The sequence below is a fragment of the Vibrio fortis genome (assembly GCF_024347475.1).
Lineage (GTDB): Bacteria > Pseudomonadota > Gammaproteobacteria > Enterobacterales > Vibrionaceae > Vibrio > Vibrio fortis.
On record NZ_AP025487.1, the window covers coordinates 2,597,546 to 2,618,541 of the forward strand.

At 44.2% G+C, this 20,996-nt stretch carries 20 protein-coding genes; 6 read left to right on the forward strand and 14 right to left on the reverse strand.

Annotated elements, in window-relative coordinates:
* Nucleotides 1-21: 21 nt before the first annotated feature.
* The 3 genes from OCV50_RS11315 to OCV50_RS11325 are packed head-to-tail and all read right to left on the reverse strand — an operon-like array spanning nucleotide 22 to nucleotide 898.
* Nucleotides 22-552, reverse strand: a complete 531-nt coding sequence (locus tag OCV50_RS11315; protein ID WP_261903093.1) for an A24 family peptidase — start codon at nucleotides 550-552, stop codon at nucleotides 22-24.
* 7 nt (nucleotides 553-559) lie between these two features.
* Nucleotides 560-697, reverse strand: a complete 138-nt coding sequence (locus OCV50_RS11320; protein ID WP_261904168.1) for a hypothetical protein — start codon at nucleotides 695-697, stop codon at nucleotides 560-562.
* A gap of 12 nt (nucleotides 698-709) precedes the next feature.
* The gene (locus OCV50_RS11325; RefSeq protein WP_150869199.1) at nucleotides 710-898 is read right to left on the reverse strand and encodes a Flp family type IVb pilin; all 189 of its coding nucleotides are present in this window, start codon (nucleotides 896-898) and stop codon (nucleotides 710-712) included.
* Nucleotides 899-1,091: 193 nt separating this feature from the next.
* Between OCV50_RS11325 and OCV50_RS11330 the strand changes: the two genes are divergently transcribed.
* On the forward strand, nucleotides 1,092-1,823 hold the full coding sequence (locus OCV50_RS11330) for a helix-turn-helix domain-containing protein (RefSeq protein WP_261903094.1): 732 nt from the start codon (nucleotides 1,092-1,094) through the stop codon (nucleotides 1,821-1,823).
* Between the two features lie 91 nt (nucleotides 1,824-1,914).
* Nucleotides 1,915-3,603, forward strand: a complete 1,689-nt coding sequence (locus tag OCV50_RS11335) for an AMP-binding protein (RefSeq protein ID WP_239841133.1) — start codon at nucleotides 1,915-1,917, stop codon at nucleotides 3,601-3,603.
* Nucleotides 3,604-3,707: 104 nt separating this feature from the next.
* Here OCV50_RS11335 and OCV50_RS11340 read toward each other — a convergent pair whose 3' ends face one another.
* Nucleotides 3,708-3,914, reverse strand: a complete 207-nt coding sequence (locus tag OCV50_RS11340) for a DUF1127 domain-containing protein (RefSeq protein ID WP_261903095.1) — start codon at nucleotides 3,912-3,914, stop codon at nucleotides 3,708-3,710.
* Nucleotides 3,915-4,031: 117 nt separating this feature from the next.
* Between OCV50_RS11340 and OCV50_RS11345 the strand changes: the two genes are divergently transcribed.
* Nucleotides 4,032-4,988: a LysR substrate-binding domain-containing protein gene (locus OCV50_RS11345; RefSeq protein WP_261903096.1), complete on the forward strand. Its 957-nt coding sequence runs from the start codon at nucleotides 4,032-4,034 to the stop codon at nucleotides 4,986-4,988.
* Between the two features lie 37 nt (nucleotides 4,989-5,025).
* Nucleotides 5,026-5,238 carry a VF530 family protein gene (locus OCV50_RS11350; RefSeq protein WP_032551576.1) on the forward strand — a complete coding sequence of 71 codons (213 nt, stop codon included), beginning with the start codon at nucleotides 5,026-5,028 and terminating at the stop codon, nucleotides 5,236-5,238.
* A 287-nt stretch (nucleotides 5,239-5,525) separates the two neighbouring features.
* On the opposite strand, the gene fusA is transcribed toward OCV50_RS11350, so the two are convergent.
* Nucleotides 5,526-7,613: an elongation factor G gene (fusA, locus tag OCV50_RS11355; protein ID WP_261903097.1), complete on the reverse strand. Its 2,088-nt coding sequence runs from the start codon at nucleotides 7,611-7,613 to the stop codon at nucleotides 5,526-5,528.
* A gap of 236 nt (nucleotides 7,614-7,849) precedes the next feature.
* A complete protein-coding gene (gene radA, locus OCV50_RS11360; protein ID WP_105025478.1) occupies nucleotides 7,850-9,229 on the reverse strand; it encodes a DNA repair protein RadA in 1,380 nt (459 codons plus the stop codon).
* A gap of 160 nt (nucleotides 9,230-9,389) precedes the next feature.
* Between radA and OCV50_RS11365 the strand changes: the two genes are divergently transcribed.
* Nucleotides 9,390-11,738 (forward strand): PilZ domain-containing protein, encoded by a 2,349-nt coding sequence (locus OCV50_RS11365; protein WP_261903098.1) that lies wholly within the window; start codon nucleotides 9,390-9,392, stop codon nucleotides 11,736-11,738.
* Between the two features lie 84 nt (nucleotides 11,739-11,822).
* On the opposite strand, the gene serB is transcribed toward OCV50_RS11365, so the two are convergent.
* Nucleotides 11,823-12,803 (reverse strand): phosphoserine phosphatase, encoded by a 981-nt coding sequence (gene serB / locus OCV50_RS11370; protein ID WP_261903099.1) that lies wholly within the window; start codon nucleotides 12,801-12,803, stop codon nucleotides 11,823-11,825.
* 109 nt (nucleotides 12,804-12,912) lie between these two features.
* Between serB and OCV50_RS11375 the strand changes: the two genes are divergently transcribed.
* A complete protein-coding gene (locus tag OCV50_RS11375; protein WP_239841139.1) occupies nucleotides 12,913-13,527 on the forward strand; it encodes a YtjB family periplasmic protein in 615 nt (204 codons plus the stop codon).
* Between the two features lie 129 nt (nucleotides 13,528-13,656).
* Here OCV50_RS11375 and deoD read toward each other — a convergent pair whose 3' ends face one another.
* From deoD to OCV50_RS11410, 7 genes are all read right to left on the reverse strand, one after another.
* A complete protein-coding gene (gene deoD, locus OCV50_RS11380) occupies nucleotides 13,657-14,376 on the reverse strand; it encodes a purine-nucleoside phosphorylase (protein WP_032551570.1) in 720 nt (239 codons plus the stop codon).
* A gap of 70 nt (nucleotides 14,377-14,446) precedes the next feature.
* Nucleotides 14,447-15,667: a phosphopentomutase gene (locus tag OCV50_RS11385; protein ID WP_261903100.1), complete on the reverse strand. Its 1,221-nt coding sequence runs from the start codon at nucleotides 15,665-15,667 to the stop codon at nucleotides 14,447-14,449.
* Between the two features lie 68 nt (nucleotides 15,668-15,735).
* Entirely contained in the window at nucleotides 15,736-17,094 is a 1,359-nt protein-coding gene (gene deoA / locus OCV50_RS11390; protein WP_261903101.1) for a thymidine phosphorylase, read from the reverse strand.
* 97 nt (nucleotides 17,095-17,191) lie between these two features.
* Nucleotides 17,192-17,968 carry a deoxyribose-phosphate aldolase gene (gene deoC / locus OCV50_RS11395; protein WP_239841142.1) on the reverse strand — a complete coding sequence of 259 codons (777 nt, stop codon included), beginning with the start codon at nucleotides 17,966-17,968 and terminating at the stop codon, nucleotides 17,192-17,194.
* 554 nt (nucleotides 17,969-18,522) lie between these two features.
* Nucleotides 18,523-19,785, reverse strand: a complete 1,263-nt coding sequence (locus OCV50_RS11400; protein ID WP_032551566.1) for a NupC/NupG family nucleoside CNT transporter — start codon at nucleotides 19,783-19,785, stop codon at nucleotides 18,523-18,525.
* Between the two features lie 204 nt (nucleotides 19,786-19,989).
* Nucleotides 19,990-20,769 carry a TatD family hydrolase gene (locus OCV50_RS11405; protein WP_261903102.1) on the reverse strand — a complete coding sequence of 260 codons (780 nt, stop codon included), beginning with the start codon at nucleotides 20,767-20,769 and terminating at the stop codon, nucleotides 19,990-19,992.
* Nucleotides 20,769-20,903 carry a DUF5363 domain-containing protein gene (locus tag OCV50_RS11410; protein ID WP_261903103.1) on the reverse strand — a complete coding sequence of 45 codons (135 nt, stop codon included), beginning with the start codon at nucleotides 20,901-20,903 and terminating at the stop codon, nucleotides 20,769-20,771. The genes OCV50_RS11405 and OCV50_RS11410 overlap by 1 nt, the downstream gene beginning before the upstream one ends.
* Nucleotides 20,904-20,996 lie beyond the last annotated feature (93 nt).

The window sequence follows — 20,996 nt, forward strand, 5'->3', positions numbered from 1 at the left end:
TTAATCACTATTCACTTCGATTCAATTAAAGTAGCTATACATTGCCAAACCAATAACAACAGCTGGCGCAAATGGCATGGTCACTTTATTTTTATACCTTGAACAATTTCCAGAGCCTGCCTGTTCCAAATTGGAACTTATATTAGCTACGGAAATAACTTTTTGTTCAAAGTATCCTCTAACGCCCAACCAGTTGTGACTTGCGAAGTGGTGACAAATATAAGTAACCCCAACAATGCCAGCTGAAATAGTTATGTAATAAGCTATCAGCTGTAAGTTACCCCATCCAACATAAAGACCAATGACACCCAATAGTTTCACATCTCCAGCGGACATTGCTCTAACGAAATATAAGAGTAACCCAAACAAAAATAATGCTAATCCACCAATCAATGATATCCTCAACTGCTCAAAAGAAAATTGAATAGATAGTTGCAAGAAAAACAACATTATCATTAATATTAGCAGTCGATTGGGTATGCGATGCTGAGATACATCGCATACCGCTATTATCAAAAGAACGATCCAAAATGGAAGAAAATCATCAATCATAAGTCGTCTATAACGCCGACATAATAGTCGTCAATTTACTAATCAAGGCAGTAGAACCACCTGAAATCACCACCCAAATAGCAAATACTAATAAGGATGCCCCAATGACATACTCAACCGTCGCAAGGCCTGCTTGCTTCTTCACGGTCAAATTACCCTAAGGCGCTGATGTCGTACTAATTGCACCGATAATCGCACTCAATTTATTAGCGAGAACTGTACCGATGCCAGAAAATATTGTTGTCAATCCGAAAACGAGCATCGCAGCACCTATAACGTATTCGACTACCGTTAACCCTTCCTCATCATTAAAGAAATTTTTAATATCAATCATTAACTTATCCATGGTCTTATCTCCATTATTATCAAAGCAGGTTTTGCTAACCTGTAAGGTAAATCTAGAGGTAAAGAATATATTGAGTTAGGATTTTTTTTCTTTTCACTTGTACTTTTTTGTTCTGTTTCTAATCTATTTAATAGAGGCTTTTAGCGAGATTACTTTCAAAAAAGTTAACAAATGAAACATAAGGCATATATTTATGCACCTAATTACACCTTTATTAACCGATAAGAAGAGTCGAATTAATTCGATAATTATAAAAAAGGTCGAACACTTTTTCCCCATCACAGTTTTTGACCAAGACATCTCTATTATCAGCAAGTTAGAAGTGAGATTGGTTTTTTTTATAGTTAATGACGTAAAAAATTATCAACTACTTAACATGGCAATTTCTATTTGTGAGAACCTAAACAAAAAGATTATTGTTATATCAAATTGCTCTATAGAGAATAAAATTAGGTATAAGAAAAGTCTGATTGATATTATCGATGTGAATGAGATTGGCCTCACAAATGAACTCGAGATTCTCAAAATTAAGACAGATCATTTGTTCAATACACACTGTCAGATTGAAAGTAACAATCGAGAGCGAGATAGTGACACTTTATTTCTGAAACAAGTCTCAGAGTATATCTTGAGTAGGCTCACTACCGACATCCGAGAATCAGACCTTGCGGATATGTGTCACTGCTCGACAAGCTACTTTTCCAAAAAATTTCACCGACACTTTGGCGTTAGCTTTCGAGACTTTGTTTGCGATAAACGGATTCTGCTGGCTAAAGAGATTATGCAAAGGGATACAGACGCAAAAATCGCGGTGATCGCCTATCAATGTGGCTATAAAGATGTCTCATACTTTTCACGAATCTTTAAGAAGAGAACAGGGGTCACACCAGCAAGTTATCGACGAGCCTGCATAGATGACAAATAAACGCTAATTTTACTCCCTAAAAAAATATGCACGTGCTATCTTTAACATAATTTTAACAACAATAACTTAGCGAAAAACATGGAGTTAGACAATGATTCAGCCTAACGAGTTTAGCCAAGACCAAAACGAAGCTCTCCCTACACCAAATGAAATGATTTTAAAATGGGCAGAGGAGCGCCCAAACGAGGTCTATCTAAAACAGATCATCAATCGTCAGTTTGTCGAATTCACCTACAAAGAGGTGGCAGATAAAGCACTGAGACTGGTTACCGCACTTGAAGAACTTGGCGCCAAACCTGGCGATCGTGTTGCCCTAGTATCAAAAAACTGTGCCGAGTGGTTTATTACCGATTTAGCTATGATGCTGGGTGATTTTGTCAGTGTGCCAATTTTCCCTACAGCAGGTGCAGATACCATCGCTTACTGTATTGAACACAGTGAAAGTAAGATCGTCATCGCAGGTAAACTCGATGATCCTGCTGCAACTCAGCAAGTGATCGATGACAACCCGGAACTTATCAGCATTGCCCTGCCTTATGACACAGCAGCAAAATGCCAATACGCATTTAATGATCTAATCGACAAGAGTGCTCCATCATCAAAACGCCCTGTGCATCATGACGACAAGCTCATGTCACTGGTCTATACATCAGGGACTTCTGGTCAGCCCAAAGGGGCTATGTTGACCTATGGCGCCTTTACTTGGTCGGTTCAGCGTCTAATCGACCATATTGGTATTGAGAAAAACGACCGCCTATTCTCTTATCTACCACTGGCTCATATCACTGAGCGTGTTTACATCTTTGGCTCATCTGTCATGGGTGGTGTACCAACCGCATTCCCAGAGTCACTGGATACGTTTATTGAAGACGTGAAGATGCACAGACCGACTCTGTTCATTTCAGTGCCAAGACTCTGGACTCTATTCCAACAGCGAATTCAAGACAAGCTGCCGCAGAAGAAGCTCAATATTCTTCTCAAGATTCCTTTTGTTAACTCACTCATTAAGAAGAAGCTGGCAGATGGATTAGGGCTAGATCAAGCTCGAGTTCTTGGTTGTGGTTCTGCGCCAGTATCCCCTGCTCTACTAGATTGGTACGAGAGCGTAGGCTTACACATCACCGAAGCATGGGGAATGACAGAGTCGTTTGCTTACAGCACCCTTAATTACCCATTCAGAGCCGATAAGATTGGTTCTGTCGGTAATGCTGGCCCAGGTGTTGAGCTCAAGATTGCTGAAGACGATGAGATCTTAGTACGCAGTAAAGGTTTATTCTCTGGTTACTACAAGAATGATATCGCGACTCAAGAGTCATTCAATGCGGAAGGTTGGTTGCACACAGGTGATATCGGTGCGATTGATAGCGAAGGTTACTTGACGATTCAAGGTCGTAAAAAAGATACCTTCAAGACAGCAAAAGGTAAGTTCGTTGCACCTGTACCAATTGAGAAAAAGCTATTTGAGTACAGCCGTGTAGAGATGATGTGTTTGATCGGTCTAGGCTTGCCTGGCCCTATCCTACTTGTTGTTCCTCATGACTTCCCTAACTTCGACCGTGAACGCTACGAGAGAACCACTAAGCGAGTCATCGAGAAAATGAACTCACAGCTGGCGTCACACGAGAAGATCAAAGGCGTACTAATGATCAAAGAACCGTGGAGTATTGAGAATGGGATTCTGACCCCAACACTCAAGATCAAGCGTCATATTCTAGAGCAGAAGTACCACGAAGTTGGTCATAACTGGCCAAAAGACAAGTTGGTGGTTTGGGAAGAGTAATCGCCCTTAAGCCAAGTCCCTAAAAGCGAAGTAAGTTCTTTTAAGTAGATAAGCGTAACTCAGGTAACCACGTGAGTTACGCTTTTTATTTAAGTCTAACTCCCTTATTCCCAAAATGCTTTCCTCACCTCTTGCTGTGCTTGTGTATACGTTAACCCAATATCATTTAAAAGGTGATCAGGTAGATCAGCCAAGTGTTTTCTTGTTTTTGCATTTTGTCTAAATCGCTGAACTTTGAAATAGAATTTCTTAATCAAAGAAGTGTTTGTTGATCGCTGATCGAGTTCGACTCTAACTGTGCCTGAATTCATAACTTACTCCCTCTATACTTTTATTCTCTATGTTTATCTGCTTACATGGCTAATATTCGACCAAAGTAAGTAAACCGACAAACGATAGATATTGGCATTCAGTTAAGGAAAACTAATGTGAGCGAACGAACACCTCCCTTTCAAGGTATTTACTACTTCTATATCGCAGCCGACAAAGGCAGTTTTAAGCTAGCCGCAGAAACCTTGTTTGTTACTGCTGCTGCGGTAAGCCAGCAGATCAGGCAACTTGAGGACTGGCTCGGTGCAGAGCTCTTCATCAGACAGCACCGCAAAATTGTACTCACTCATGAAGGCGAAGTTCTGTATCTTCAAGCGAAGAAAGGCTTTGCCCACCTTCAAGATGGCGTGAGAAGAATCAACCAAGACCCTAATCCAAATCAGCTCTCGATTTCGACTGTTCCATCTTTTGCACAGCACTGGTTAGTGCCAAGAATTGGTGACTTCAGAGAAAGGCATCCTGACTTATCCATGCTGATTGAGCCAACCAACAAGCTGATCACTTTTGAGGACTCAAGTATTGATATCTGTATACGCTACGGGCACGGCGACTACCCAAATCTAGAGTCACGTTGGTTAATGGATGAGGTGTTATACCCTGTTTGTCATCCGCTTTATCAGGAAAAATATGGAATATACACAGTCGACGACCTGCACAAAGCGGAGCTGATTGAAGACCGATGGCCTGATATGGATTGGTCTATCTGGCTTAATGAAGTGGGTGTTGAAGGCGGTCATACGACATTGCAGTTTGATGGTTCTCACTTTGTACTAGAGGGAGCACTTTCTGTTCAAGGCGTTGCTTTGGTCAAGCACAGTTTAGTGTATCGATACCTGCAAGAAGGCAAGCTGGTTAGAATAGGGAATACAGCGTTAAGGCCAAAATACAATTACTTCTTATGTGCACCGCCAGGGTATTTTCATCGTGACAAAATTCAACGCTTCTCTAAATGGATAGAAACTCAAGTCAGTGAGTTTGGTAATAAAGGAAGGGAAGAGCTTACTATCGTCGAGACAGACTTCTCATTGAAATGGTCCGGAAACTCCGATGGCTAAGCTGCTATACTGACGAAAAATATCTATTGGATTTATCATGACACAAGTAAACAACCCACTGCATGGCATTACTTTGCAAAAGCTACTCACTGAACTCGTGGATCACTATGGGTGGGAAGAGCTGAGTTACATGGTTAACATTAACTGCTTCAAGAAAGACCCAAGCATCAAGTCGAGTTTAAAGTTTCTGCGAAAAACAGAATGGGCTCGAACTAAAGTTGAACAAATCTATATTGATTTAAAACGATAATAACCGTTAACTAATGAGCTTCAGTTCCCCGTAGCTACTTCGCGGGGATTATCCCCTGTGTCTACTTTTTAGGGGCCACATCGTATCTCGTATCTCGTATCTCGTATCTCGTATCTCGTATCTCGTATCTCGTATCTCGTATCTCGTATCTCGTATCTCGTATCTCGTATCTCGTATCTCGTATCTCGTATCTCGTATCTCGTATCTCGTACTATGATTCCCATAAAACAAAAGCCCCGCAAGCTTTCACTTGCGGGGCTTTAAAACTAATTAGATTCTAAAAACAATTACTTGTTTTCTTTCTCTTCTTTAGCTTTTGCGATTACTTCTTCTGCTACGTTCATTGGACATGGAGCGTAGTGTGCGAATTCCATAGAGAATTGGCCACGACCAGAAGTAATAGTACGTAGGTGACCGATGTAACCAAACATTTCTGATAGAGGTACGTCAGCTTTGATACGTACGCCAGTAGCACCAGCTTGTTGGTCTTTGATCATACCACGACGACGGTTAAGGTCACCGATTACATCACCAACGTGATCTTCTGGAGTGAACACGTCAACGTTCATGATTGGCTCAAGAAGTTGCGCGCCAGCTTTTGGCATAGATTGACGGAATGCGCCTTTCGCTGCGATTTCGAATGCGATTGCAGACGAGTCAACTGCGTGGAAGCCACCGTCGAATAGTTCTACTTCAACATCTAGAGTTGGGAAGCCAGCAAGAACACCGTTATCCATCATAGATGCAAAGCCTTTCTCTACTGCAGGCCAGAATTCTTTAGGTACGTTACCACCAACAACTGTTGAAGAGAACGTGAAGCCAGAGTTTGGCTCACCTGGTTTGATGCGGTAGTCGATCTTACCGAACTGACCAGAACCACCAGATTGCTTCTTGTGCGTGTAGCTATCTTCAATCGCTTGAGTGATAGTTTCACGGTAAGCTACTTGTGGAGCACCTACAGTTAGCTCAACGCCGTATGTACGCTTAAGGATATCAACCTTGATGTCTAGGTGAAGTTCACCCATACCTTTCAGGATTGTTTCGCCTGAATCTTCGTCAGTCTCAACTTGGAAAGATGGATCTTCTGCAACCATCTTACCGATAGCGATACCCATCTTCTCAGTAGAACCTTTATCTTTCGGTGCAACCGCGATAGAGATTACTGGTTCTGGGAAGATCATTGGCTCAAGAGTACACTCGTGCTTAGGATCACATAGAGTGTGACCTGTTTGAACGTTCTTCATACCAACTACAGCGATGATGTCACCAGCTTGAGCAGTTGTTAGTTCGTTACGCTCGTCTGCTTGCATCTCAACCATACGGCCGATACGCTCAGTTTTACCTGTAGCAGCGTTAAGGATAGTGTCACCCTTGTTCATAACACCAGAGTAGATACGGATGAATGTTAGCGCGCCGAAACGGTCATCCATGATCTTAAATGCTAGAGCACGTAGCGGCTCGTCAGCAGATACTGTAGCAACTTCACCAGTTGGCTCACCAGTTTCTTTGTCAGTTAGAGGCTGTGGATCAACTTCAGTTGGAGCTGGTAGGTAATCTACAACAGCGTCTAGTACTAGCTGAACACCCTTGTTCTTAAACGCAGAACCACAGAATGTTGGGAAGAATGCTAGATCACGAGTACCTTTACGGATACAACGCTTGATCTCTTCGATAGAAGGCTCTTCACCTTCCATGTAAGCTTCCATTAGGTCATCGTCTTGCTCTACAGCAGTTTCGATTAGCTCTTCACGGTATTGCTCAACATCGTCAACCATGTCAGCTGGAACGTCTTGAATTTCGTAGTTCTCTGGAAGACCAGAGTCGTCCCATACGTAAGCTTTACGGCTTAGTAGGTCTACAACACCAACGAAATCGTCTTCACGACCGATTGGTAGAACCATAACTAGTGGGTTTGCACCTAGAACGTTTTTAACTTGGTCAACAACGTTGTAGAAGTCTGCACCCATACGGTCTAGTTTGTTAACGAAGATCAGACGAGATACTTCTGATTCGTTAGCGTAACGCCAGTTAGTTTCTGATTGTGGTTCAACACCACCAGAACCACAGAATACACCAACACCGCCATCAAGAACTTTAAGAGAACGGTATACTTCAACTGTGAAGTCAACGTGTCCAGGAGTATCGATAACGTTTAGACGGTGACCGTTCCAGAAACAGCTTACAGCTGCTGATTGGATAGTAATACCGCGCTCAGCTTCCTGTTCCATGAAGTCAGTCGTTGATTCGCCGTCATGTACTTCACCAGTCTTGTGGATTTGACCAGTTAGCTTAAGGATACGCTCAGTGGTAGTTGTTTTACCCGCATCAACGTGCGCGAAAATACCAATGTTTCTGTATTTCGATAAATCTGCCATTGTCTTACTCTGTTAATAGGATATAAAATGCGCGCAGAGTATATCACAATCTGTGAAGACTGATAGCTTTGCATGCATTTGAGACTAAAAAACTTTTGCCCTTCCACATTAAGAAAGGAAAAGTGCTCTGTAGAAACAACCTAAGCGGTTGTTAATTTTAATATTGGGCTCGCAGAAAGGTGATTAGCAAACCCAATTTGATTTGCTGCTGTATAGATTAGCCTAACTTAGCTTTATTACAACTCATCAAAAGCACTAATTGCTTCTGACAGTTTTTTCACCCCGTGGATTTGCATCCCAGGAATACCACCCTTAGGCATATTCGCCGCCGGCACGATCGCTTTTTTAAAGCCGTGCTTGAAGGCTTCGTTTAGACGCTCTTGTCCACTAGGGACCGGTCTAATCTCTCCCGCCAAACCAACTTCACCAAATACGACCACATCTTTAGGCAGTGCTCTGTCTCTAAAACTAGACAACAGTGCCATCACTAATGCTAGATCAGCACTGGTTTCGGTTACTTTAACACCACCGACGACATTCACAAACACATCTTGGTCGGCCATTTGCAGCCCGCCGTGTTTATGCAGCACAGCGAGTAATAAAGAAAGACGGTTTTGCTCCAGACCGACAGCAACACGACGAGGGTTAGCCAGTTGTGAGTAATCCACCAGCGCTTGAATCTCTACAAGGAGTGGACGCGTCCCTTCCCAGACCACCATCACCGAACTGCCTGAAGTTTCTTCTTCACCACGAGAAAGGAAAATAGCCGAAGGGTTGGAGACTTCTTTCAGGCCTTGCCCTGTCATTGCGAATACACCTAGCTCGTTTACTGCACCAAAACGGTTTTTGTGGCTACGTAGCGTTCTAAAGCGGCTATCAGTGCCACCATCTAGCAGTACCGAACAGTCGATGATGTGCTCTAGAACTTTCGGGCCCGCTAGCGTTCCATCTTTCGTTACGTGACCAACAAGGAAAATCGCAACATTATTCTGCTTAGCAAAGCGAGTCAGAGCCGTTGCTGACTCACGGACCTGAGCCACACTGCCCGGAGACGATTGAACATCGGCAACGTGCATAACCTGAATCGAGTCGATAACCATGATCTTCGGTTGCTCTTTCTCCGCAACCTGACAGATCTTATCAACGTTAGTTTCCGACAACATTTTAAGATGCTCTTTCGGTAGCCCTAAACGCGAGGCACGCATCGCCACCTGCTGCAACGACTCCTCGCCGGTTACATATAACGTAGGAAGCTGTGAAGAGAGCAGACACATTGTTTGTAATAGCAGCGTCGATTTACCCGCACCAGGGTTACCACCAATAAGGATCGCAGCTCCTGGTACAACCCCGCCACCAAGTACGCGGTCGAGCTCTTTAAAGCCACTGCTAAATCTCGGTACCTCTTGCAGATCGATCTCTGAAAGGGTTTGAACACTCGATTCCGTTGCACTACCTGCGTAGCCGGTGAGTCTCTCATTACGTGCAACCTGAGGTGACGCAGCGAGTCTCACCTCTGTGATTGTGTTCCAAGCTCCGCATGCATTACATTGCCCCTGCCAGCGCGGAAAGTCTGCGCCACAGTCATTACATACATAAGCTCGTTTTGCCTTAGCCATAAAACCTCAATAATTACTTTGTTACACGATGATGTTGTCAAATTGTGATGTCGTTGACCGTACGGATTAAAATAATCGTTGCAGTCGTACCAGTTATACTTAAAGATCGATTTAAACTAGTCGATAACATAAGTGCACTATCCATTCTAACAATAAAAGTATGCAGCAATCTGAAATTCTATCTGTAGCAGAGCGACTCATCCCAGCCTATCACGCTGAAGACTTCGATTTCCTTCTATCACAAATGACAGAGGGCGAATCCCCGTCTCTGAAATTGCTCGTTAAAATGGAACTGAATCGTATCATGGCGCCGTGTACCAAGAGTATCGATTTACGCGGCCGTATCGACGACGAATGTCACCAGTTTACCCTAGATGGGCGTAAACACTGGCTCGATGATATCGCTCTCAATGCTTATCAACGCGGCACAAAAAAGTTTCGCGGCTATACAGAGGGCGTTTGGGAGATGGTGATGTCTCCACGAACTCAGCCAATCAATAATCAAATCAATACCGCTCAACAAGAAGACAACGGCATTACCAGTGCCAATAGCCCTTATGAAGCGGAACCGATAAACCTTGGCTACGACTTAAAACGTCAAGAGAATCGCTTAAAGGTTGCTTCACAGGTTGAGATCACCACCTCAAAAGGCCAAGTGTTGCACGGTGTCACTGTGGATATATCGCCATCAGGAGGGAAATTCAAGGTACCGAGCGCATTCAAATACAACCTTGGCGAAATTATCGGCGTCAAATTTACCGAGTTGGTCGAAAAGTCTAAAGAACCTGACGTAGACAAACCAACTGAGTTTCGTGTTCTTGGAATCGACGACTCTTTCGAAAACAATGCCGTTAAGTTTCTAAGAACCGTACGTGTTTGTGACAGTAATGTCGTAGGTCGCTTGATCGAAGAATCGCTGAATAGCAGCAGTAAAAAGACCCAACACGAAAATCAAGATCGAATCATTCGTACTCGTACGCGTGGGATCGAACATACTTACCTCAAACATACCTGTAACCTGCCGCTCTTTTTTAGCGGAAGTGAGCTTAAACTGGCTCTACTTACTGACAATAACCACCCTCTTTGGCAGTACTGGCATGATGAGCGTAACCAACAAGCTTTAGGTACGTTGTTTAATGAGCAACGTATGAACCAACTGGCGAAACCAGGAGTCAAAGGCACGAGTAATGTTATCTACTCGTTCACTCACGAGCACCAAAATAAGACACTGTTCTACTCAATGATGCTACCGGAGGCCACTCGAGAACAACGTCAATTGTTTTGGCATATTGGTGCTAAGAGATCGAGCTGGAAAACCTTCAAGTTCTCTGTTTTTGAACTGTCCGAAGAAGAGCAGCAAGCATTAGCTCAGCACTCGAAGGATTTGGCGAGAAGCTCTGAACAGTTAACCCACTGTGGTATCTTGCAAGAGATCGGTGCAAATGACAGCGCTGACGACTACCTTCTAACAGAGAAACCACGCATTGCCAGCAGTGAACTGAATAAGTTTCGCCATGCGCGCACCGTTGTGGGTAACATTCAAAGCATCTACTTTGATTCTCAATCTCGTCGCAAAGAGCCTCGCTATCAGTTTAAGTCTCCATTACAGATCACAGCGAGCGACGGTGCCGCAGCGAATGGTCATACTCAAGACCTTTCCAAGCGTGGTTTGAATATCGCATTAGAACAACCACTCATATTGAAGATCGATGATCCTGTGACCATCAACTTCAATGAGCTTCAGCTCTATGATAAGAAGCAACCACTAAGTGCTGTGCCCTACCGAGTGATTCGTGTCAGTCCGAATGGCAAGAATGTACAGTTGGCGATCGATGAAACAGGCAAAACCATGCGCACTGTAGCCTTTCTTAATGGCTTAATCGATCACAACCAGAATAAGCTGATTAAGAAAAAAGAAATACTGCCGACAGACTCACTACTGGAGTCTCTCCATAATGTGCTGTTAAGTAAAATGGTCAGCAATCCGATCTTTATTGATAAACCAAGTTCAAAGCTGCGCTGTAAGATTATTGGGGTTAACTTCCCTCTCAATAACTACCTAAGCCTGCTGGCAAAGCTTGGACATAATCACAAGTTGTCGTTAGAGCCGATCTTTAAAGGGCACAGCAATACTCTATTGGCGGATCCACTCAAGAAAATAGAAGGAGCAGGCCCGAAGCATCATGATGTTTACGTGGCTGCGGTTAAGTTTGGTGACAAGATTCAATCGGTACATACCAAGCTCAGTCGCGAGTTCAAATCGGTCAAAGAGCGCATTATGTTCATCAAGAAAGCTCAACATATGGGCGAGCTATACGTTTTAAGAGTTTCGACAGCGCCGATTTTTGATCCACTGACTAGCCTGTTCCAATCTGACTTAGAAACCATTGCTCGCATTAGTATGTATCAAGCAAAGAAGCTCGAAAATGAAGTGACGGCCTTTATCGGTTATGGCGAAATGTGTGATATCACAGATGAAGTCCTGATCAGACTTGAGCTGACCAAGTAATCGACCAACATTGTTCAGCGATGAGCAAACTCCATTAAAAAAGCAGGCTCCAAGGCCTGCTTTTTCTATTCATAAATAAGGGTATTAAGGTTTGACTTGCCAGCTGATTTTTTGATGCTTAGCCAATACACCAGAAAGAATGCACAGCACTCCACCTAAACCAGAGTAACGAACTGCAGATTGTGCCTGCTGTTCAACTTTCGGTTTCGCATGATAAGCAATACCCAAACCTGCCGCTTTCATCATCACCAAGTCGTTTGCACCATCGCCCACCGCAACCGTATTGTGCAGCTCAATCTCGTGCTCGTCAGCTAGTTCAATCAGAATATCAGCTTTAGTTTGAGCAGATACAACATCGCCCAACACTTTCCCTGTCAATTTGCCGTTGACGATTTCCAAGGTGTTAGATTGCGCGTAATCGAGATTCAGCGTGTCTTTAAGGTAGTCAGAGAAATAGGTAAAGCCACCCGATGCAATAGCGGTTTTCCAACCTAGTTTGTTCAGAGTGTTCACTAGCTCTACCAAATCGGGCATGAATGGCAGTGTACTGCGCACTTGCTCCAAGATAGCTTCATCGGCATCTTTCAAGGCACCCACGCGCTGGCGAAGACTCTGTTCAAAGTCGAGCTCGCCCTGCATTGCGCGCTCTGTAATATCAGATACCAACTCACCAACACCGGCCAGTTTTGCAATCTCGTCAATACATTCAATTTGAATCGCAGTGGAGTCCATATCCATCACAATCAAACCCGGCTTCGACAAGTCTGGGACTTCACTTAAGCAAGCGTAATCCAATTTTAGCCCTTGCAAGATCTCTTCATGAGCTGGGGTAAGCTGTCCAGACATTAAAGCAACTTCATATTTGCCTACTTTCCAAGTATCTAGAATGGTGTTGTAGAAGCCAGTGAAAAAGTCGATATCATCGAAGGCTTGAGGAGAAAGGTACTCACCAAATACAATCCAGTTGGCTTTTGATTTGGCCAGTTGAGAAGCGAATCGCGTCTCCGGAAGTCGAGTTAACAGCGTAGTATGCCTTTTAATAGGCAAGAGTTTCTGAGCGTCCATGTGTATGATTCCTAATTAACTTAGCTAGACGTTAACCTATTGCAATTTACATGTGCAAGTCTCAATATATCTTAATCATAACATTTGTTTATTTCAGGCGAGATGAATCATGAATGAATCGCTGTTCTCATTACGCAACGCACTGCGTATTTTAGCGCTGATTTTATTAGCTGCTATGCTGGTCGTGACAATCAAAAATACTGTGGTGATCAGTAAAGGGAATGAGAAAATTCAAGCAAAGCAGCTCGAAACGCTAACCAAGGTTTTGCTCTCACAAGCGTCACTATCTGCGAGCAAAATGATCCTTCAACAAGACCAAGAGCGCCTGCTTGAGCTAACCAATCAGCTATCTCAAGACCGACTGGTTTTTGATACCACCATCTACAACGCGGAAGGTATTCGTTTAGCATCGAGTGAAAAAGCACTAACAGTTCGTGAAGTACTTGGGTTAGATACTCCGCTATCGACCGCCAGCATCGGAAAACAACAACTGGTTGAGCCAATCTACTCACCGGAAAACACCATTATTGGCTTTATTCGAGTGACTTTTGAGACCGGGCGAGTGACCGCTATCTCTGACCATCATTATCGTAAGAGTGACCGCTATATGATTGGTATGGTTGTGATGGGTTTTGTGAGTGGCGTGCTATTTATTCTGTTGATCCTTAGACGCGGTAAATCTAAGTCAGGTGAAAACCTGCTGCTCAAGAACGTTAACTCTTAGTCAGCAGGTTTTAGTAAGCGGATTAAGAAAACCATCAAGCAACAAAAAGCCCCTACAGTCTAAACTGCAGGGGCTTTTTTAATTCAGCTCAAAGCATACTGGCAGCTCAAAGCATACTGGGATTTATGATTACTCGTCATCACCTAGTAAAACAGAGTCTAGTGCGATCACCATCATGTCGTTGAAAGTCGTTTGACGTTCATCAGACGTTGTTTGCTCACCGGTTTTAATGTGGTCTGAAACGGTACAAATCGTTAGTGCTTTCGCGCCGTATTCCGCACATACACCGTAGATACCCGCAGCTTCCATCTCAACACCAACGATGCCGTATTTGTCCATCACTTCGAACATTTCTGGATCTGGCGTGTAGAACAATTCAGCTGAGAATAGGTTACCGACTTTTACGTCAACGCCGCGCGCTTTTGCTGCGTCTTCTGCTGCGCGAACCATTTTATAGTCAGCAATTGCTGCAAAGTCATGACCTTTAAAGCGAATACGGTTCACTTTTGAATCGGTACATGCACCCATGCCGATAACAACATCGCGCACTTTAATATCTTCGCTAACTGCACCACAGCTGCCAACACGGATGATTTTCTTCACGCCAAAGTCTTTAATAAGCTCCGTCGCGTAGATAGAGCACGATGGGATGCCCATACCGTGGCCCATCACAGAGATCTTACGACCTTTGTAAGTACCTGTGTAACCAAACATATTGCGAACATCACACACCTGAACAACATCATCTAGGAATGTTTCTGCGATGTATTTAGCACGTAGCGGGTCACCCGGCATAAGAACAACGTCTGCGAATGCGCCCATTTCAGCATTAATATGTGGAGTTGCCATTGAAAATATCCTTTATCTCAAAACAAAAAAGAAGAGAGAGGCCAACCTCTCTCTTCAGTATACTTAAAAATTACAAAAAGCTTGTGCCGTAGCCCATTGGCGACGTGCCGAAGTATGCTGCTAGCGTTTGGCCGATATCAGCAAACGTATCACGACGACCTAGAGAGCCCGCTGGTACTTTCTTACCGTAAACAATCACTGGGATGTGCTCACGAGTGTGGTCAGAACCCGGCCATGTTGGATCACAACCGTGGTCAGCAGTTAGGATCAAGATGTCATCTTCTTGCATCATATCCATAACTTCGTGAATACGACCATCGAAGTACTCAAGTGCCGCTGCGTAACCCGCAACGTCACGACGGTGACCGTAAGCAGAGTCAAAATCTACAAAGTTAGTGAAAACAATCGTGTTGTCACCCGCTTCTTTGATTGCGTCTTTAGTTGCTTCAAATAGGTCTGGAATACCTGTCGCTTTAGTCTTCTTAGTGATACCACAGCCCGCGTAGATATCAGAAATCTTACCGATAGAGTGAACTTCACCGTTTTTCTCATCAACCAGCTTTTGCAGAATGGTTGCCGATGGCGGCTCTACCGATAGATCGCGGCGGTTACCAGTACGCTCAAATTGACCTTTACCAGGACCAACGAAAGGACGCGCGATAACACGACCGATGTTGTAGTCTTCTAGCTCTTCACGAGCAATCTGACACAGGTCTAGTAGGTTTTGCAGGCCAAATGTCTCTTCATGACATGCGACCTGGAAAACAGAGTCAGCAGACGTGTAGAAGATTGGCAGGCCAGTCTTCATGTGCTCTTCACCTAGGTTATCTAGGATCTCGGTACCTGATGAGTGACAATTACCTAAGAAGCCTGACAAACCAGCACGCTCAAGGATGCGATCCGTTAGTTCTTTAGGGAAGCTGTTCTCTTTATCAGTGAAGTAGCCCCAATCGAAAAGAACTGGAACACCAGCGATTTCCCAGTGACCTGACGGTGTATCTTTACCAGATGAAAGCTCAGCAGCATGGCCGTAAGCACCGATAATTTCAGCGTCTGCATCCATACCAGGGGCAAAGCGACCTGTAGACTCTTTATGAGCCATTGCTAGACCAAGTTTAGATAGGTTTGGCAGTGTCAGTGGACCTTGGCGATCAGCGTTATCCGCTAAACCTTTGTCACACTGGTCAGCGATGTGACCCATAGTGTCAGAACCTACATCACCAAACTTCTCAGCATCAGCCGTTGCGCCAATACCAAATGAGTCTAAGACTAAAATAAATGCTCTTTTCATTGCTATTTCCTTTAGCCCGCTCATTATCGAATCATTTTGGTGTGAGCAGGCTTTGTGTAATTTTTTAATTAAACGTCTTCTGAACGAATTTGACGGTAGACGTCTGGCGTTGCTGTGTATTCACCACCAACAGTAATCGCATTTTGAAGGGCTGTTGCCGCTTCTTGCCATTGCTCTTCGTTGCGTGCGTGAATAACCGCAAGAGGCTTGTCTTCGCTTGCTACTTCACCTAGACGGATGAAGTTATCGAAGCCGACTGCGTAATCGATGCTGTCAGTTGCAACGCGGCGACCGCCACCCATACCAACCACAGCCATACCGATTGCGCGCGTATCCATAGCTGATACAACGCCACTTTCAAGTGCATATACTGGCTTGATGATTTCCGCTTTCTCTAGGTAGTTGTCGTAGTTTTCTACGAAGTCAGCTGGACCGCCTAGACCTGCAACCATCTTGCCGAAGCACTCTGCTGCTTTGCCGTTATCCAGTACCGCCATTAGCTTCTCACGAGCCTCTTCAGAGTCTTTCGCAAGGTTGCCCAGTACTAGCATTTCAGCACATGAAGCTAGCGTGATCTCTAGAAGACGAGGGTTACGGTATTCACCCGTCAGGAATTGAACCGCCTCGCGAACTTCTACGGCGTTACCCGCTGAAGAAGCCAATACTTGGTTCATGTCAGTTAGAATTGCTGTTGTCTTAGTACCCGCACCGTTTGCTACAGCAACGATAGATTTCGCCAACTCTTCAGACGCTTCGTAAGTTGGCATGAATGCACCAGAACCTACTTTTACGTCCATTACTAGAGAATCTAGGCCAGCAGCCAGTTTCTTAGAAAGGATAGAAGCTGTGATAAGCGAGATGTTATCTACTGTTGCAGTGATATCACGAGTCGCGTATACACGCTTGTCCGCTGGAGCTAAATCACCCGTTTGACCGATGATTGCAACACCTGCGTCTTTGGTCACTTCACCAAATACGTCGTTTGTCGGTGTGATGTTGTAGCCAGGGATCGACTCAAGCTTATCGAGCGTACCACCAGTGTGGCCAAGACCACGACCAGAGATCATAGGAACGAAACCACCACATGCTGCCACCATTGGACCAAGCATCAGTGAAGTTACGTCACCTACACCACCTGTAGAGTGTTTATCAACGATAGGGCCATCAAAGTTCATGTGGCTCCAGTCAATAACCATACCAGAATCACGCATTGCACACGTTAGCGCAATACGCTCTGGCATTGTCATTTCATTGAAGAAGATCGCCATGGCAAATGCAGCGATTTGGCCTTCAGAAACCGTGTTTTTAGCAACGCCCTGAATGAAGAAGTTGATCTCTTCAGCAGTCAGTACTTCGCCGTCACGTTTTCTGCGAATAATTTCTTGAGGTAGAAAAGTTGGAGTTTTGGTATTAGATACTTCAGACATTAGATTCCTCCCAACACTCATGATGAGTATGGTATGTAAGGTAAAGAGGTAATATGGAGCGGCAATTTGCCGCTCCATCAAACAGACAATTTAAGAATTAGTACGCTGTTGGATCAGCTGTTTCGTCTGTTACTTCTAATGTGTTTAGTAGGTTAGTCAGTAGGCTTGACGCACCAAAACGGTAGTGCATGTTATCTGCCCACTCAGCACCTAGTAGCTCATCAGCCATTGCTAGGTATTGTGCTGCATCTTCAGCTGTACGTACGCCACCTGCTGGTTTGAAACCAACTGTTTTAGCTACGCCCATGTCGCGGATAACTTCAAGCATCATGCGCGCGTACTCTGGAGTCGCGTTTACTGGCACTTTACCTGTTGAAGTTTTAATGAAGTCAGCGCCTGCTTTGATACAAATTTCAGATGCTTTCTTGATTAGTGCTTCTTCTTTTAGCTCACCTGTTTCGATGATCACTTTCAGTGTGATGTCGCCACAAGCTTCTTTACACTGTTTAACTAGCTCGAAACCGACTTCTTCGTTGCCAGCGATAAGAGCGCGGTATGGGAATACTACGTCTACTTCGTCTGCACCGTAAGCGACTGCTGCTTTTGTTTCAGCAACTGCGATTTCGATATCATCGTTACCATGAGGGAAGTTAGTTACAGTCGCAATACGTACTTCTGGAGTACCTTGCTCACGCAGTGCCTTCTTAGCTGCTGGGATAAAGCGAGGGTAAATACAGATTGCAGCTGTGTTGCCCACTGCAGTCTTCGCGTCGTGACAAAGCGCTACAACTTTTTCAGTTGTGTCGTCGTCATTTAGCGTAGTTAGGTCCATAAGTTTAAGTGCACGTAGAGCTGCTGCTTTTAAATCGCTCATTTCTATCTCCGATCAATATATTCAAATAGTTAACTACTTCGCCCTCCATCCAGTATAGATGGATATTTTAGTAATGCTCTGTAGTCACCAATGAACGGACTTGGTTCCCTGAAGACTTGTTGGCCTTACGCCATCAATTGCTATCCTTGTCACCGCACAGTACCAGTTTGGTCTATGGCACAACAAATCTACCTTGTTGTGTCTAACATCTATAGCGTATCGCTAAGTTTGGCTTAATCCCAGAAGAATCACGGTTGCTATCAAACAAGCGGTCATTTTCTTGCCAAAAAGAGAAATCCTATCCCTATAGCTTATACATTATAGGTATCCTTCGATAATTTGTAGTGCTCCTTAGAACGCAAACGGTTTGTATCTCAAAATAAATCAGTTTCCCAACTATTGATGTCAGCAATCGTTGTTAACAACACATCCTGTGTATCAACGTTTGTTGCCTCAAATCCAATATTCGAGTCCCTGAAAACAAAAAAGCCCCGCAGCAATTTCTTGCTACGGGGCGATATTAAAGTGGCGTCTATATAATCTAATCTACTTAATTAGAAAGATAGGAAGAAGCCAGCAATTGTCGCTGCCATCAGGTTAGATAGAGTACCAGCAATAACCGCTTTAACACCCATACGAGCGATGTCGTGACGACGGTTTGGAGCTAGACCACCTAGACCACCTAGTAGAATCGCGATAGAAGAAAGGTTTGCGAAACCACATAGAGCGAACGAGATAATTGCTTGAGTCTTAACAGACATTACTTGGCCAGTCGCTTCAACGATTTGAGCGTTCTCACCAACGTATGGTACGAAGTTTAGGTATGCAACGAATTCGTTAACAACTGTCTTCTGACCAATGAAAGAACCAGCGATAGTTGCTTCTTCCCATGGCACACCAATGATGAATGCTAGAGGAGCGAAGATCCAACCAAGAAGTAGTTCAAGAGTTAGGTTCTCCATACCGAACCAACCGCCAACGCCACCTAGGATACCGTTGATTAGAGCGATTAGACCGATGAACGCTAGTAGCATTGCACCAACGTTTAGAGCAAGTTGAAGACCAACAGATGCACCACCAGCAGCTGCGTCGATAACGTTAGCTGGTTTGTCGTCGCCGCCGTCCATTTCGTCAGCGATGTTGTCATCTGGAGTGTCAGTTTCTGGTTTGATGATCTTAGCGAATAGTAGACCACCTGGTGCCGCCATGAATGATGCAGCAACTAGGTACTCTAGAGGTACACCCATAGAAGCGTAACCCGCTAGTACACCACCAGCGACAGAAGCTAGACCACCACACATTACAGCGAATAGTTCAGACTGAGTCATTTTAGGTACGAAAGGACGTACAACTAGAGGAGCTTCAGTTTGACCAACGAAGATGTTTGCTGCAGCAGACATAGACTCCGCACGAGATGTGCCAAGAGCTTTCTGTAGGCCACCACCAAGAATCTTGATAACCCATTGCATTACACCAATGTAGTAAAGTACAGAGATAAGTGCAGAGAAGAAGATTAGAGTTGGTAGTACTTGGAATGCAAAGATGAAACCGATACCGTCAACTGAGAAGTTAACTAGGCTGCCGAATAGGAAACCAGTACCGTCTTTACCGTAGTCGATCACGTTTGCTACACCTGCAGAGAAACCTGCAAGAAGATCACGACCCCAAGGGATGTAAAGTACGAATGCACCAAGTGCGAATTGGATAGCGAATGCGCCACCCACCGTTCTAAAGTTAATAGCTTTGCGGTTGTCAGATAGTAGTACTGCGATTGCAATCAGTACAACCATACCGACTAGGCTCATAAACAGGCTCATAGTTTATGACTTCCTTATTAGTTATTTATTGGCGTGTTACAAAATGGGGCTATAAAGCGGAGGCAATTATACTCATGCGACCACTAATAAAGTAATGCCGTCCTCACACTTTGATATAAGATTCATGTATCATTCATTTACATCTGTGAGCCAAGTCACGATACAACTGTAAAACACGCAAACGATAAACAAAAACTTTAGATTTTATTCACATATACCGAATAGCTGATGGCTATTTTGCCATATTTGAGTTGCAATCGATTGCTTTGTCTCTTTCCTGAGCGAAACTAATTCATTTAATATCGTAACTAAATATTTGGAATGATTAATGTTTCCTTGCTTACCACTGATCGGCATATCCGGTGCATCTGTCTCTAAAACGACCCATTCAAGAGGTAAACGCGAGACTGTTGTGCGCGTTTTCTGTGCTCTTGGGTAAGTTATCGTGCCACCGACACCAATATAGAATCCTAAGCGAATCCACTCTAAAGCCTGCTGTTCGCTGCCCGAAAAACCATGAATGACACCACCGTTGGTGAATTTTTGCTGCTTAATAAGCTGAATAAGACGGTTGTGTGACTTCCGCTCATGGATAATAAGAGGCAATTTAAAAGCCGTGGCGAGCTCAATCTGATGGATAAAAAAACGCTCTTGCTTATCGATATCCACATCCACAAAGAAGTCCAAGCCACACTCCCCTATCGCAACACACTGCTCAGAAGTGCCACTTAAGTGCTGTTCAAGTTGAGCAAATTCGTTCTCATTCGCTGTTGCTAGAAAGTAAGGGTGGAAGCCCAAGGCATAATAAAGATTAGCGTGTTCCGAACTCAGTTGTTCGAGCTTTTCCCAATTAGTTTGACCAATCGACGGGACAACAACCTTCTCCACACCCTGCTCTTGCGCAGTGATGAGATAATCTTGAGCACCTTTAGCAAAGACATCGAAGTCTAGGTGGCAATGGGTATCAAATAGCGGTATCGGCATTACTGCTTGTCTTTCGGTTCAGGTTGAGGGTCACTACGATAAGGGGTGCAACTGCGCTTGTTTTCTGGCGTAAGCCCTAACTCTTTGCACCACTTATCGTACAGCTTTATCCATCTTTTAATGACTTGAAACATTCATTCTCCTTTCGGCAAACATAAAAAAACGCCTATTGCAGAACAATAGACGTTTTTAAGCACTTCGACTAGCGCCACCTCAACGGGTTGGCA